Source organism: Occultella aeris (genome assembly GCF_902703175.1).
In the GTDB taxonomy this organism is placed as follows: domain Bacteria; phylum Actinomycetota; class Actinomycetes; order Actinomycetales; family Beutenbergiaceae; genus Occultella; species Occultella aeris.
Window position 1 is genome coordinate 273,898 of record NZ_CACRYJ010000017.1, and the last position, 14,519, is coordinate 288,416.

Here is a 14,519-nt window from a genome sequence, read left to right on the forward strand (position 1 = left end):
GGACCCGGCGAGGTCGATGCCAAGCCCTCGAGACAGTCGGATCCCGCCGACCGGGGTCGAGTGGACCGGGACCAGGTCGACGCGGGTCGGTCCCCCTGCCTCGGCCGCCGGAGCCGTAGCCTCGCCGGGTGAGCGAGCCCGATTTCCTGACCGCCACCCGCACCGCCTATGACACGGTCGCCGTCGACTACGAGTCGCTGCTGCGCGACGAGCTCGGCGGCAACGCACTCGACCGCGCCCTGCTCGGCGCGTTCGCCGAGGACGTCCTGGCCGACGGCGCAGGTCCGGTAGCCGATCTGGGCTGCGGTCCGGGGCGGGTCACCACGCACCTCGCGTCGATCGGGCTGGACGTGTTCGGCCTCGACCTCTCGCCCGCGATGGTCGCCGTCGCGCGCGAACGCCTGCCCGAGCTGCGGTTCGTGGTCGGATCGCTGCTGGACCTCGAGGCCGCGGGCATCGAGCCGGGCTCGCTCGCCGGGGCCGTGGCCTGGTACTCGATCATCCACACCCCGCCGGCACACCTGCCGAAGGTGTTCGCCGAGTTCCGACGCGCCCTGCGGCCCGGCGGACGCCTGCTGCTGGCGTTCCAAGCCGGCGATCACCGAGCGAAGCACCTGGAGCGGGGCTACGGGCACGAGATCGACCTGGACGCCTACCGGCTCGATCCGGACACGATCGCCGACCTCCTCGGTGAGGCCGGCTTCGTGGCGGGCACCGCCACGATCCGCCAGGCGCGTGGACTGGAACCAACCCCGCAGGCGTACCTGCAGGTGACGACGCCGGACGACTGAGGGATCGCTCGCGCATCGCCGCGTATCCTCATCGCATGTCCACCCCACCCCGCCCACCCGCCGTCGACCCCGGCACGGGTGCGCTGGCGTCGGCCGCGACGGGGCACCGCGGACTGCTCACCGAACGCATCGCACGCGAGCTCGAGCAGGACATCCGCACCGGTGCGATCGCCGTCGGCGCGAAGCTCGCCTCCGAGCGGGAACTCGCGATCCAGTTCGGTGCCAGCCGGGGTGTCGTGCGCGAGGTGCTGCGACGGCTGGAGGCCCATCACCTGATCGAGGTCGCACCCGGGCGGGGCTCCTACGTGGCCGAGCAGTCCTCGGCGCAGGCCCGCGGCTACGACGGCCTGTACCGGGCCGAGCGGCCGACGGTCCGCCAGCTGATCGAGGCCCGGATCCCGCTCGAGGTGGAGATCGTCGGGCTCGCTGCGCAGCGGGCGACCGAGGAGCAGCTCGAGGTGCTCGCCGAGATCAACGACCGCATCGAGTCCGCCACGGACGTCATCACCAAGGCCCGCGCGGACGTGGAGCTGCATGACGCGATCGCGGTCGCGAGCGCCAATCCGGTGCTGCGCGTGATGCTCTCCTCGATCAGCGGGCTGATGTTCGAGATGATGCTCCGCTCCAACTCCGATCCGGCGATCTTCGAACCAGGTGTGCCGCATCACCCGGAGATCCTGGCCGCCCTGCAGGCCCGGGACGCGGACCTGGCCCGGCAGTACATGCGCGAGCACCTCGCACTCGGACTGCGCACGTACGGCACCGATCTTGACGTGAGCCTGGACGTCATGGCCACCCGGCACATCGAGACCCTGCTCAGACGGGACGACGCGCGCTGACCAGCGCCTTTGGAGCCCCGCCCATTCCCTGTTAGGTTCCAACTGGTCCTACCAGTTGGACCAGTTGGCCGTCGCGGTCCGACGCACCCCAGAAGAGAGTTCCTCGCATGACCATGCCACCGATCCGGCGTCGCCACGGCGCAGCCGAGCGCAGCCTGAGCCGCGGCGCCGGTCCCGTCGCACCAGCCAAGCACGCCCTGACTCGCCGGTCGTTCGGCGCGCTCGTCGCGGCCACCGCCGGCGCCGCGACCCTGAGCGCCTGTTCGCCCGGTCCACGCACCGCCGACCCGAACGCCCCGCTGCGGATCATGGCGATCAACCACGTCTGGTCCCAGGCGATCGCCGAACACCTGCCCGAGTTCGAGGACCTCGTCGGACGACGCGTCTCGATGCGGCTGCTCACCGCGGACCAGCTCTCGAACAGCTACAACGTGAAGCTGAACGCCTCCGCCACGGACATCGACGTGATGATGGTCCGGGCCCTGCAGGAGCAGATCCTGTTCACCCGCAACGGCTGGCTCGCGGACCTGACCGACCGGGTCGAGGGCGACGCAGCCTACGACTGGACCGACTTCCAGGAGGCGCCACGGGAACGGTCGGTCACCGCGGACAAGGTGGTGAGCGTCCCGATCGTCACCGAGCGGCCCGCGCTCTACTACCGCAAGGACCTCCTCGAGGACTTCGGCGGCGCCCCGGCCACGCTCGAGGAGATGCTCGAGATCTCCCTCGAACTCGCCGACCGCAACAACGGGTTCTTCGGGTACGTCGGTCGCGGCCAGCGCTCCGGCGCCGTGACGCAGTGGTCGAGCTTCCTGTACTCGTTCGGCGGCGACTTCACCGTCGACGGCGCGTCCGGCATCGGCACCCCAGAAGCGATCGCGGCCTACGAGTTCTACGGCCGTCTGCTCGCCGAGACGGGTCCGCCCGGCGTGACCAACATGAGCCTGGAGCAGGCAATGCCGATCTTCGCCCAGGGGAAGGCCGCGTTCTACATCGACGCGGACGCCATCTACTCCAACTTCCTCGACCCGGGCATCTCCACGGTGATCGAGGAGGTCGGCTTCGCGCCGTTCCCGGCCGGTCCGGCCGGGTCGGTCCCGCACAACATCCCGTCCTGGAGCCTCGGGATCAACCGGTTCTCGCTGCTGCAGGACGACGCCTGGGAGTTCATCCGGTGGATCTCCGGCCCGGAGATGGTCGCCCGGCTGCAGGCCGCCGGGATCCCCGGCGCCCGCCAGTCCGCGTGGGACGACTCGGCCACGCTCGCGTCCTTCCCCAACGATCTCGCCGAGTCCATGCGGATCAACGCCGAGAACGGCAAGGGCACAGACCGCCCGGACGTGATCCAGGTGGGCCGCGCCCGCGACATCGTGGGCCGTCCCCTGGTGGCCGGGATCACCGGAGCGGCCGTGCCGCCGGTCGCTGCCGACGCGGACGCCGAGTTCGCCGACTTCCTCATCCGTGACAACCGCCAGCGGGAGTTCTGATGCCGTCCCCCACCCTCGCCGAGACCCCCACCGTGGCGCCCGAGCGACCCGCCGCGCGCGCCACCACCCGCAGCGGACGCAAGGCGATCCCGTTCGAGCAGGCGAACCGTCGCCTGAAGTGGGCCCTGCTCTCGCCGGCCCTCGGCTTCGTCGCGCTGATGATCATCTTCCCGTTGGTGTTCACCCTGAACCTCAGCCTCACCGACGCCTTCGGCGCGGTGAACGCGAACAACACCTACATCGGCCTGCAGAACTTCATCGACGCCCTCACCGACACCCGCCGGTTCTGGCCGGCCGTCTGGCGCACCGTGTACTTCACGGTCGGCGCCGTGCTCCTGCAGACGGTGCTGGGCCTCGCCCTGGCCATGCTGATGCGCAAGGCGTTCCGCGGCATGGAGATCGTCCGGACGATCCTGATGGTCCCGCTGCTGGCCACCCCGGTCGCGATCGGCATCCTGTGGTTGCTGATCCTCGACCCCACGAACGGCATCGCGAACCACCTGCTCGGCTTCGTCGGCATCCCACCGCAGGAGTTCCTCGGTTCGGTCAGCCAGTCGCTGCCCACGTTGATGCTCATCGACGTCTGGCAGTGGACCCCGATGATGACCATCCTCCTGCTCGCCGGGTTGTCCACGCTGCCCGAGGAGCCCGAGGAGGCCGCGCTGATGGACGGGGCCAACGCCTGGCAGCGGTTCCGCTACATCATCCTGCCGATGCTGCGGACGACCCTGCTCACCGCCCTGGTCCTGCGCGGTGTCGACGCGCTCAAGACGTTCGACATCATCTACGCCACCAAGGGCCCCGGCGGTGGCTCCGCGTTCGAGGCCGAGACCCTGAACGTGTACGCCTACGGCCTCACCTTCGACTACCAGGAGTACGGGCTCGCGTCGGCCGTACTGGTCCTGTTCACCATCTTCATCGTCGCCGTCGTGGTGCTGCTGCGCCGCCGCACCGGAAGGACCTCCGCATGAGCACCGTGAGCACCGTAGGCACGACGTCCGTGCCGTCCGGCACGCAACGCCCGACGGCGGCCCCTCGCCGTCGCGGTAAGCGTCGCCTCGGGTCGTGGCTGCGCGGCGTGACGATCACCGTGGTCTGTCTCATCGTGGCGATGCCGATCATCTGGATGATCGCGGCCGCGTTCAAGACGAACGTGCAGGTCACGGACCCGAACGTGGGCCTGATCTTCTCCCCCACCCTGGAGAACTTCCGCAGCGCGTTCGCCGACGGCGCGATCCTTGGCTCGATGCTGAACTCGCTGATCGTCGGGGTGCTGTCCACGGCCATCAGTGCGGTGCTGGCCGTGCCGGCCGCATGGGCGGTCGGCCGGTTCTCGATGGGCCGGACCGGGTCACTCGTCCTGGTCGCCCGGATCGTCCCGGCCATCTCGCTGCTGGTGCCCTGGTACTACCTGTTCGCCCAGCTCGGGCTGGTGGGCAGCTACACGGTGCTGGTCCTGAGCCACATGTTCGTCGCGGTCCCGCTGATCCTGTGGATCATGATCGGCTTCTTCGAGGGTCTCCCGATCGAGCTCGAGGAGGCCGCCCGCACCGACGGTCTGAGTGCGTTCGGGTCGTTCCTGCGGATCGCGCTGCCGCTCGCCGCCCCCGGCACCGCGGCGGCAGCGGTGCTCGCCTTCATCGGGAGCTGGAACAACTTCATGTTCGCGCTGATCCTGGCCGACGAGGACACCATGACGATGCCCGTCACGCTGTTCAACTTCATCTCCTACGCCAGCACGGACTGGGGTGGTCTGATGGCCGCCGCCACGCTCATGACGGTGCCGGTCATCCTGGCCGCCGTGTTCGGCCAGCGCTACCTAGTGGCCGGGCTCACCGCCGGCGCCACGAAGGGCTGAGCGGCGCCGCCCGGTCCGGGCACGCCGCCGGCCACCCGAGCCGCACTCCTACCCCACCCGAACCAGACAGGAAGAGCCCCCATGAAGATCGTCGACGCGAAGGTCGTCGTCACCAGCCCCGGCCGGAACTTCGTCACCCTGCAGCTGACCACCGACGAGGGCATCACCGGACTGGGTGACGCGACCCTGAACGGGCGCGAACTCTCCGTCGTCAGCTACCTGCAGGACCACGTGGTCCCGCTGCTGCTCGGCACCGACGCGCACCGGATCGAGGACACCTGGCAGTCCCTGTACCGGGGTGCGTACTGGCGCCGCGGCCCGGTGACCATGGCCGCCATCGCCGCGGTGGACGTGGCGCTGTGGGACATCAAGGCCAAGGTGGCCGGACTGCCGCTGTACCAGTTGCTCGGCGGTGCCAGCCGGGACCGGGTGCGCACCTATGGGCACGCGAACGGCGCCAGCATCCCCGAGTTGTTCGACTCGGTCCGTGCTCTGCTGGAGCAGGGCTACCAGAGCATCCGGATCCAGACCGGGGTGCCAGGGCTCAAGGCCGTCTACGGCGTGCACGCCTCGGGTGCGCACGCGGCGAACCCGACCCGGCTGGACCAGCGCGTGCTGCCGGCCGTGGAGGACTGGGACACCGGTGCCTACCTGCGCCACATCCCAAGCGTGTTCGAGGCCGTTCGCAACGAGTTCGGGCCGGACCTGCCCCTGCTGCACGACGCCCACCACCGGCTCACCCCGATCCAGGCGGCGCGTCTGGGCAGGTCCCTGGAGCCCTACGACCTGTTCTGGCTCGAGGACTGCACCCCGGCCGAGAACCAGGACGGGCTGCGCCTGGTCCGCGAGCACACCACCACCCCGCTCGCCATCGGCGAGGTCTTCAACACGGTGTTCGACTACCAGACCCTCGTCGGTGAGCAGCTGATCGACTACGTGCGCTCCGCCGTCACCCACTTCGGTGGGGTCTCCCCGCTGAGGAAGCTGTTCGACTACGCCGCCCAGCACCAGATCAAGAGCGCCATCCACGGGCCGGAGGACATCTCGCCCGTCGGCATGGCCGCTGCGATCCACCTGGACCTCGCCATCCACAACTTCGGGATCCAGGAGTACTCGGGCCACACCGACCTCACCAACGAGGTCTTCCGGCACGCCTACACGTTCTCCGACGGGCACCTGCACCCGGGCGAGGCCCCCGGAATCGGGGTGGAACTGGACGCCGAGCTCGCCGCCGCGCACCCGTACCAGCAGGCCTACCTGCCCACGAACCGCCTGCAGGACGGCACCGTGCACGACTGGTGACCCACCCGGCGTCCCGGCAGCGAGATCTGAGCCGGACCTCATCCTCAGTGGCGAGACAGGACCCGAAGCCTCGACCTCGTACAACGGAAGGTACGAGGTCGAGGTCGCAGGTCCGATGTCAGGGGCGGGGCGGGGCGCTTGCAGTTTTGCGCAGTACCCGCTGAGGTCGTGCCGGAGCCACCGCCCGCCACACCGAAGTGGAGTCGACCGATGCGACACCGCGCCACCCGAGGACTGCTCGGGACCGCCACCCGACGACTTCTCGCGGCCGCCACCGCCGGGGCGCTCGCCGTCACCTTGGCCGCGGGCGCCACTGCAGGTGCAGCCCCGGCCGCCGCCGCACCGGAACCGGATCTGGCGGACCCCGTCGGCCCCTCGGTCTACGCATCGATGCCGCAGGACCCTCTCGCGGTGGTCCTGGGCAGCCCCGGGTTCCCCGTACACGGCGACGGCGTCGGTGATGACACCGCCGTCATCCAGGCCGCGATCAACGAGGCGTCCCGGCGTGGCGGTGAGAACTGGCTCGGCAACATCGTCGGCGGCGCCCGCGGCGTCGAGGTCGGTGACGGCGGCGGGCTCGTGTTCGTGCCGGAGGGTACCTACCGGATCAGCGGCCGGATCAACCTGCACGCTTCGGTCCGGCTGATCGGGTTCGGCGCGTCCCGCCCGCAGTTCTACGTGGCACCGGGCACGCCGGGCTTCGACGGCGACCCGGAATTCGTGTTCGCCGCTACCCGCCGGCCCTACGTGCCCGACGCACCGGTCACGTTCGGCAACAACGACACGTTCGGCACCGGTCTGGTCAACGTGAACATCGTCGTGGCCGAGCACAATCCCGGCGCCATCGGGGTGCGCTTCGGCGGCGCCCAGATGTTCCTGCTCCAGGACGTCGGCATCAGTCTCGCGGACGGGTACGCGGGTATCGACCACAATGCGAATCTGCTCCAGCGGGTCACCGTGCGCGGCGGGCAGTTCGGCATGCTCGCGTTCGCGGCGACGCCCGGCTGGCAGACGACCGTCCTTGACTCCAGCTTCTCGGGTCAGGAGGTCGCAGCGATCAGGCTGCACACCGATGCCAAGCTGAGCATCGTGCGCACCCGGTTCGCGGACGCGGCGGCGGGCATTGAGACGATCCCGGCCTCCTCGCAGCGCCTGGTCATCGAGGACTCCCTCTTCGAGCGGATCGCCGGGCCGGTGATCACGCTGAACGACTCCGCATCGCTCCCGGCCACCTCCGAGCCGGAGCTCGTCCAGGCACAGAACCAGCTCAACGTCCTCAACACCGGCGTCATCGACTCGGGGCCACTGCTGCGCACGCTGCCGAGCGCCACCACCTGGACCTCCCCGCACGCCGGCTACCGGGTCGACGAGGCCACCCTCGGGCTGCGCGTCACCGACGCCCTCGGCGATGGCGAGTCCCGCAGCACCGACGTGCTTCTCGACGCCACCCGAGCCCCGGCCGCCGTCCTTGAGCGGGTCCTGCGCAGCGACATCGCCCTCCCGCCGGCTACCACCGACTGGGTCAACATCGCCGAGTACGCCGCCGAGCACGGCGTGAGCGTCGGCTCGGGCACCGAGGACGACATGGCGATCTTCCAGCAGGCACTCGACGAGCACGACACCGTCTACGTGCCGATGGGCGCGTACCTGCTCACCGACACCTTGCGGCTGGGACCGTCCAACAACCTGATCGGGCTGCACCCGCGCCAGACCTGGCTCACCATCCCGGACGGGTCGGACGCGTTCGCCGACCCGGATGATCCCCGTGCGATCGTGCAGACGCCGCCGGGTGGGCGCAACACCGTGTCTGGCCTCGGCCTGGACACCGCACCGGTCAACCCGGGCTCGGTCCACGTGCGCTGGCAGGCGGGCGCGCACAGCCAGCTCTCGGATGTGGTCACCCAGTTCGTCAAGTGGGCGCCCGAGGAGACCCGGCCGGGCGATCCTGCTCCCGGCGACCCTGGTTATGGCCATCGCGGCGTGGGCCGGTACAACTTCTGGGTCGACGGCGGCGGCGGCTCATTCCTGAACCTGTGGGCGGTCGCCGGCTGGGCGGACAACGGACTCCTGGTGGAGAACACCTCGGTGCCGGGGCGCGTCTACGAGATCTCCGTCGAGCACCACCGTTACCGCGAGGTCGTCCTGCGCGACGTGCGCAACTGGGTCCTCCGGGCGGTGCAGACCGAGGACCACATCTACGGCTGGGAGTCCCAGGCCGTCGAACTGGAGCGGGTGCGGGACGTGACGTTCACGAACACCGTCTTCTTCCGGGTCGCGACCGTCCTCGGGCCCTACCCGTACGCCGTCGGGATCGTCGACTCGACCGGTGTGGTGATCCGCGGGACCCGGGGCTACCGACCCGACAACGTCGCGAACACGCGCTGGGGTGCGACGATCGCGGACGTCGGCAGCGGTCGCAGCGTGCCCGAGCTCGAGGTCGCCTACCTCGGCGTCGGGGAGCCCGGCGCGGGCGCACGCCGCGCGGGCCTTCGGGTCGGGCTCGATGATGCCTCTCTGAGACTGCTGCCCGGCGAGCGGGCCGAGACGCTGCTGACCATCGCGACCCTCGACCCCGCACCGCTGCATGACGTACAGCTGGCGATCGAGGGCACCGACGACCTCGACGTCGCGCTCGGTCCGGCACCGGCGCGCCTGCTGCGCGGCGATCTGGCCGGCGTCCCGGTGACCGTGTCCGCGAGCGCGACGGCGGCCGACGGGACGAGGAGCCTCGTCGCGACCCTCACCTTCACCGCGCAGGGCACCCGCACGGTGGTCGAGGTCCCGATCACGGTGCGCGTGGGCACCGACAACCTCGCCCTCGGCGCCCCGGTGACCGCCTCCTCGGTGCTGTCCGGCAACGTCGCGACCAACGCTGTCGACGGCAGCGTCTCGGGCGGCCGGTGGGTCTCCGGTACCGGCGACCCGCAGCCCACCCTGACCATCGACCTCGGTGCCCCGGCGGACCTGCACGAGGCCGTCATCCACAGTGGCGTCGCGGGTTCGGACGCGTTGCGCGTGCACACGGTCGAGGTCGACGCCCTGATCGACGGCGCGTGGCAACTGATCGGCCGGGTGGAGGGGAACGGGGCGAGCCCGGTACGCGTGCCGCTCGAGGCAGGCGAATCCGTGCGCGAGGTGCGTTTGCGGTTCACCCGCCCAAGCGCCAGCGACGGCGTCGCCCGCGTCTTCGAGGTGGCCGTCCTGGGCACGCGCTGAGCTCAGCGGCCCATCCGGGTCAGCCCGGCTCCGACACCTCGCTCACCGACTCACCCGCGGCATCCCGCAGGCGCCGCTGCAGGCGGTTGCCGGACCAGATGACGAGCGCAGCACAGGCCCCGAAGGCGACGGCCACCACGACGCTCATGACCGCGACCATCCCGTAGCCCTGCTCACGCGGGTCCAGGAATGGATACGGGTACCAGTCCACCAGAGCGCCCCGGATGAGGCTGTAGACGAGGTACGCGATAGGGATGAGCATCCACGCGACCAGGTGCTTCGTCGTGAGCCGGGTCCGTGGCGGGGCGATCAGCCAGTCCACCAGCACCAGGATCGGTACCACCATGTGCAGCACGATGTTGGCATAGGCAGGCGTCTGCACATCCACGTTGAGCAGCAGCGTGTTGGCGACGACTCCGGTGAGGAGCAGGAACGTCACGGCCGCGCCGCGGACGGCGTCCGGGATCGGCCGCACCAGCGACACGGCGAACAGGACGGCGGCGAACACGTTGCTGAGGATCGTGAAGTAGCTGAAGTGGTTCGACGGGTTGTACCGGTCCCCGGTCACGATGATGAGGTAGACCTCGGCGCTGATCACCAATGCCACGACGAGCGCCCGTACCACGGTGCTCGGCCAGTTCCGGGCGCCTCCGGGCCGGCCTGTCGGATCGTTCGCGACCGTCATGGTGCTCCTGTGCTCGGGCGACATCGGGACCGCCGGCGGCCGATGGCGCGGCCGGGCGCGCCGGGCCAGAGTCGCAGAGGTTCCAGCCGAACCGCAACCCTCGGCATCGGAGGTTGCGCCGGTCGACCGGCTACCGGTGCGCCGACTCCCCTGTCGGTGCGAGGATCTCACCCAGCAGAGTGCGAACCCTTGCGTCGATCTGATCGCGGACCCGGCGGGCCGCGTCGAGGGAGGCGTCGGCCGGGTCGGCCAGTTCCCAGTCCTCGTAGCGCTTGCCGGGGTAGATCGGGCAGGCATCGCCGCAGCCCATGGTGATCACCACGTCGGCTGCGCGCACCACGTCATCGGTGAGCGGCTTGGGGAACTCCCTGCCGAGATCCAGCCCGACCTCTCTCATGACGTCGACGGCGGTGGGGTGGATCCGCTCGAGGGGCGCGGATCCCGCGGAGCGGACATGCACCCGTCCCGCGGCGTGGTGGTCCAGCAGCGCGGCAGCCATCTGGGACCGGCCGGCGTTCTGGACGCAGACGAAGAGGACCTCGGGAACCTCGTGCGGGAGCAGTCCCTCGGACTGGGCGAGCGCGGTGAGCCGGTCGGCGGCGAACCGGGCGGTCACCGCGGGCAGGTGTGCGGTGACCTTCGCGCTACGCGCCAGCGCCGCATAGGACTCGAAGACGTACCGCTCGATGGTCTCGGCGGTGAAGGTGCCCTCGAACCTCGTGGTCAGGTCACCGGCGATCCCGTGCAGGACGTGATCGGCGCTGAGCAGTCCGGGCAGTCCCTTCTCTCTCATTGCTCCTCCGGTGTTCGGTGGCGGCGGGTCCACGGTGTCGGCGCTCATGCTCACTCCTCGAGTTGGGCTCTGGCGGGCTGCAGGCTGGCGATCAGCCCTTCGATACGGCGCCGGATCTCATCGCGCACCGGGCGCACGGCCGCCACGCTCCTGCCGGCCGGGTCCTCCAGCACCCAGTCCTCGTACCGCTTGCCGGGGAAGATCGGGCAGGCGTCCCCGCAGCCCATGGTGACGACCACGTCCGAGGCTCGCACGGCCTCGGCGCTCAGCGCCTTCGGCTGCTCGGCCGTGATGTCGATGCCGACCTCGGCCATGGCCGCCACCACCGACGGGTTGATCCGGTCAGCCGGCGCGGATCCGGCCGAGCGGACCTCGATCGAGCCGCCGGACAGATGGGACAGCCAGGCGGCCGCCATCTGGGATCGGCCCGCGTTGTGGACGCAGACGAACATGACACTGGGGCGGTCGGTCATCGTGGTGACTTCCTTCGGGTGGCGGGCGAGGTCATGCCGGTCGGAGGGCCAGGTGGGGTGCGAGGGCGTTCGCCCGCCGCTCCAGGTCGGCCAGGGCGTCGTCGAACGCGGCGGGGGTGCCCGGGCCGATCGGGTCGGGCACCGACCAGTGCACGTCGACGGGAAACTGCAGTTCCTCGTGGGCCCGGTCGCAGACCGTCACCACCAGGTCGCCGCGTGCCCGGACGGACTCGACATGCTGTGGGGTGATGGCCGGCAGGTCCAGGCCGTGGCGCCGGGCCGCGGCCATCGCGCCCGGGGCGATCCGCCCGGCGGGGTGGGTGCCGGCGGAGGCCGTGGGAACCGTGCTGACCCGGCGCCACAACGCCGTGGCCAGGTGCGAGCGGGCCGAGTTCGCGGTGCACACGAACAGCACCCGCGCCACCTCCCGCACCGGCCGCACCTGCACCGCGTCCAGCGTCTCGGGCACCAGCCGCACGTACCAGCGGCGCCCGTCCCCCTCCGACCTGGTCCGGACCACCATGCCCTCCCGCTCGAGCACCTTCAGGTGATGGGCCAGCAGATTCGACCCGACGCCCAGCAACTCGGCAAGCTCCGACGGCGCCGCATCGCCCAGCGCCAGCACGTCCACGATCTGCAACCGCGCCGGATCCGCCAGTGCTGCATGCAGCGCCGCCAGTCGCGCCATCCCGGCAACTCGCTCAGTGTTCATTGCCTCAATAGTTGTTGATACACATCGCTCTGTCAACACGAGCGCTCCTCACATCGACATGCGCGGACCAGCAGTCCTCGGAGGTGACGGTGACGTCGCCGTCGTAGAGACTCGTGGCGTCGCTGGTGGCGCCCGCGTGGGTCGTGGCGATCCGCCAGTGCGCGGTGATCGGGGAGGGATGGCCAGACATCCCGAAGTCGGTCGCCGTCGGATCGGGTGCGCGCCGCGTCCAGAGGATGACGGAGTCCTCGGTCGGGTCACCCGAGGCCGCTGGCCGTGAACGCGGCTACGGCAGGCGTCGCGACGGCGACATCGGCGGCGGCGGCACCGGCCGCCGCCCCCGCGACGGCGAGGAAGCCCCGGCGGACACGGGCATGGGGCGCCTCCATGGTGAGGTCGAGGGGGCCGGCTACTTGATGCCGGTGTTAGCGAGTGCGGCGACGAACTGCTTCTGGAACACGAGGAAGACGACGAGCACGGGGATCACGGAGGACACCGAGCCGGCCATCGCGAGGCCGGCCGAGAGTCCGCCGTCGGCGTCGACGAATCGCGTCAGGCCCAGCGGGATCGTGTACAGCCACGCGTCCGAGAGCATGATCAGTGGTCCCTCGTAGTCGTTCCAGGACCCCACCCAGCTGATGATCGCCAGCGCGGCAAGGGTGGCGCGGACCTGCGGCAGGTAGATCCGGAAGAACAGCCGGAACTCCCCCGCTCCGTCCATCCGGGCCGCCTCGCCGAGCTCCGGCGGCACGCCGAGGAACGCCTGCCGCATGAGGAACGTCCCGAACACCGTGAAGATGCCGGGCAGGATCAGCGCCCACAACGTGTTGTAGAAGCCCAGCTGCTGGAAGAACATGAACCGGGGGATCAGCAGGAGCTGGGCCGGCACGATGGTGGTCGCCAGATACAGCAGGAACACCTTGTCCCGTCCCTTGAACTGCAGACGCGCGAACGCATAGCCGGCGAGCGCCGAGGTCGTGAGGTCACCGACCAGCCCGATCCCGGAGACGGTGAGCGAGTTCGCGAAGAACACGGCCATGGACGGGATGCCCTCGACCCACACCACGACGTAGTTCTGCCACTGGACCGGGTCGGGGATCCAGGTCGGCGGGATCGCGAACACATCGATGTTGCGCTTGAGCGAGGACGAGACCATCCAGGCGAACGGCAACAGGAAGAGCATCGCGAAGGCCCAGAGCAACAGGGACTTGACCACGTAGCGGACCCGCGCGGCCGGTCGGCGCCCGCGCGGCACCCGCACCCGCGCCCGGGGGGCGCCCGAGGAGGTCGCGGCGACGGATATCGGGGGCGTGACCGCACCGAGCACGGGTGGTGCCGTGGCCGCTCGTGAGGCATGGTCCGCCATCGGCTCGCTCATGTGTACAACCCCCGCCCGCGCTGGAACCTCCACAGGAACGCCGTCAGCAGCGCAACACCGACGAAGCTCAGCATGCCCATGGCCGCCGCGTAACCGAACCGGTAGAACTGGAACCCGGTCTGGTACATGAGATAGGACAACGTGGTCGAGGACTCACCCGGGCCGCCCTGCGTGAGGAACGCGATCAGCCCGAACCCCTGGGAGTGGCCGATCAGGGACATGATCGCCAGGAACGTCGTGGTGGGCATGAGTGCCGGCCACGTGATGCTCCAGAACTTCGTCCACCACCCGGCGCCGTCGAGGTCGGCGGCCTCGTACAGGTCGGCCGGCATCGCCTGCAGCGCGGACAGGAAGATCACCGAGTGGAACCCCATCCCCGCCCACGAGGTGATCAGGATCAGTGACATCAGGCTCCACTGCTGCGACACCAGCCAGCCCGGCGGATCGGCGACCCCGAGGTCGGTGAGCCCCTGGTTGACGAGGCCGGCGCTCGGGTGCAGGAGGACCAGCCAGACGAAGCCGATCGCGATCGAGCTCACGATGTGCGGCACGAAGAAGATCGCGCGCAGAACCGACTGACCGAACACCGGTCCGTTGAGACAGAGCGCGATGATCAGCCCGCCCGCCATGGTGAGGGGGACCCCGATGCCCGCGTACAGCAACGTCCGGCCGACCGCCCGCCAGACCTGCGCATCGCCGACCAGCGCCACGAAGTTGTCCAGGCCGATGAACCGGATCCCGTCGAGGCCGGACACCACGTTCCAGTCCGTGAACGTGATCAGGATGCCGCTCACCAGCGGGACCAGTGTGAACGCGAGGAATCCCACCAGGTTCGGCAGGATGAAGAGCCATCCGACAGTGGGAGACATCCCGCCCGGGCCGAGGCGCGATCGGCGCCGCCGGGGCGGGGTCGGCGTGTCGACGCCGATCCCCACCCCGGGTGTGACCGCGGTCATGAGCCGCCGGTCCTGAAGGGAGTGCCGCG

The 14,519-nt window shown here is 70.2% G+C and carries 15 protein-coding genes; 7 read left to right on the plus strand and 8 right to left on the minus strand.

Features of this window, described 5'->3' with window-relative positions; genetic code table 11:
* Positions 1–128: 128 nt before the first annotated feature.
* From HALOF300_RS06980 to HALOF300_RS07010, 7 genes are all read left to right on the plus strand, one after another.
* A complete protein-coding gene (locus HALOF300_RS06980) occupies positions 129–791 on the plus strand; it encodes a class I SAM-dependent DNA methyltransferase (RefSeq protein ID WP_156740216.1) in 663 nt (220 codons plus the stop codon).
* Between the two features lie 35 nt (positions 792–826).
* Positions 827–1,630 carry a FadR/GntR family transcriptional regulator gene (locus HALOF300_RS06985; RefSeq protein WP_156740217.1) on the plus strand — a complete coding sequence of 268 codons (804 nt, stop codon included), beginning with the start codon at positions 827–829 and terminating at the stop codon, positions 1,628–1,630.
* Positions 1,631–1,737: 107 nt separating this feature from the next.
* Positions 1,738–3,117 carry an ABC transporter substrate-binding protein gene (locus HALOF300_RS06990; RefSeq protein WP_197522364.1) on the plus strand — a complete coding sequence of 460 codons (1,380 nt, stop codon included), beginning with the start codon at positions 1,738–1,740 and terminating at the stop codon, positions 3,115–3,117.
* On the plus strand, positions 3,117–4,088 hold the full coding sequence (locus tag HALOF300_RS06995) for a carbohydrate ABC transporter permease (protein ID WP_156740218.1): 972 nt from the start codon (positions 3,117–3,119) through the stop codon (positions 4,086–4,088). Before HALOF300_RS06990 ends, HALOF300_RS06995 begins: the two co-directional genes overlap by 1 nt.
* Positions 4,085–4,975, plus strand: a complete 891-nt coding sequence (locus tag HALOF300_RS07000; RefSeq protein ID WP_156740219.1) for a carbohydrate ABC transporter permease — start codon at positions 4,085–4,087, stop codon at positions 4,973–4,975. The genes HALOF300_RS06995 and HALOF300_RS07000 overlap by 4 nt, the downstream gene beginning before the upstream one ends.
* Before the next feature lie 81 nt (positions 4,976–5,056).
* Positions 5,057–6,277, plus strand: a complete 1,221-nt coding sequence (gene manD / locus HALOF300_RS07005; protein ID WP_156740220.1) for a D-mannonate dehydratase ManD — start codon at positions 5,057–5,059, stop codon at positions 6,275–6,277.
* Between the two features lie 210 nt (positions 6,278–6,487).
* On the plus strand, positions 6,488–9,493 hold the full coding sequence (locus HALOF300_RS07010; protein ID WP_197522365.1) for a glycosyl hydrolase family 28-related protein: 3,006 nt from the start codon (positions 6,488–6,490) through the stop codon (positions 9,491–9,493).
* Positions 9,494–9,512: 19 nt separating this feature from the next.
* Here HALOF300_RS07010 and HALOF300_RS07015 read toward each other — a convergent pair whose 3' ends face one another.
* From HALOF300_RS07015 to HALOF300_RS07045, 8 genes are all read right to left on the minus strand, one after another.
* Positions 9,513–10,178: a Pr6Pr family membrane protein gene (locus HALOF300_RS07015; RefSeq protein WP_156740221.1), complete on the minus strand. Its 666-nt coding sequence runs from the start codon at positions 10,176–10,178 to the stop codon at positions 9,513–9,515.
* A 130-nt stretch (positions 10,179–10,308) separates the two neighbouring features.
* Positions 10,309–11,019: an arsenate reductase ArsC gene (locus HALOF300_RS07020; RefSeq protein WP_197522366.1), complete on the minus strand. Its 711-nt coding sequence runs from the start codon at positions 11,017–11,019 to the stop codon at positions 10,309–10,311.
* 2 nt (positions 11,020–11,021) lie between these two features.
* Entirely contained in the window at positions 11,022–11,444 is a 423-nt protein-coding gene (locus HALOF300_RS07025) for an arsenate reductase ArsC (RefSeq protein WP_156740222.1), read from the minus strand.
* A 31-nt stretch (positions 11,445–11,475) separates the two neighbouring features.
* Positions 11,476–12,156, minus strand: coding sequence for an arsenate reductase/protein-tyrosine-phosphatase family protein (locus HALOF300_RS07030; RefSeq protein ID WP_156740223.1), 681 nt, complete (start codon positions 12,154–12,156; stop codon positions 11,476–11,478).
* Positions 12,157–12,160: 4 nt separating this feature from the next.
* Positions 12,161–12,394: a hypothetical protein gene (locus HALOF300_RS07035; RefSeq protein WP_156740265.1), complete on the minus strand. Its 234-nt coding sequence runs from the start codon at positions 12,392–12,394 to the stop codon at positions 12,161–12,163.
* A 19-nt stretch (positions 12,395–12,413) separates the two neighbouring features.
* Complete coding sequence (locus HALOF300_RS27510) at positions 12,414–12,545, minus strand: hypothetical protein (protein WP_269455265.1); 132 nt, start codon at positions 12,543–12,545, stop codon at positions 12,414–12,416.
* 20 nt (positions 12,546–12,565) lie between these two features.
* On the minus strand, positions 12,566–13,534 hold the full coding sequence (locus tag HALOF300_RS07040; RefSeq protein ID WP_156740224.1) for a carbohydrate ABC transporter permease: 969 nt from the start codon (positions 13,532–13,534) through the stop codon (positions 12,566–12,568).
* Positions 13,531–14,490 (minus strand): carbohydrate ABC transporter permease, encoded by a 960-nt coding sequence (locus HALOF300_RS07045; RefSeq protein ID WP_156740225.1) that lies wholly within the window; start codon positions 14,488–14,490, stop codon positions 13,531–13,533. Before HALOF300_RS07045 ends, HALOF300_RS07040 begins: the two co-directional genes overlap by 4 nt.
* Between the last annotated feature and the right edge of the window lie 29 nt (positions 14,491–14,519).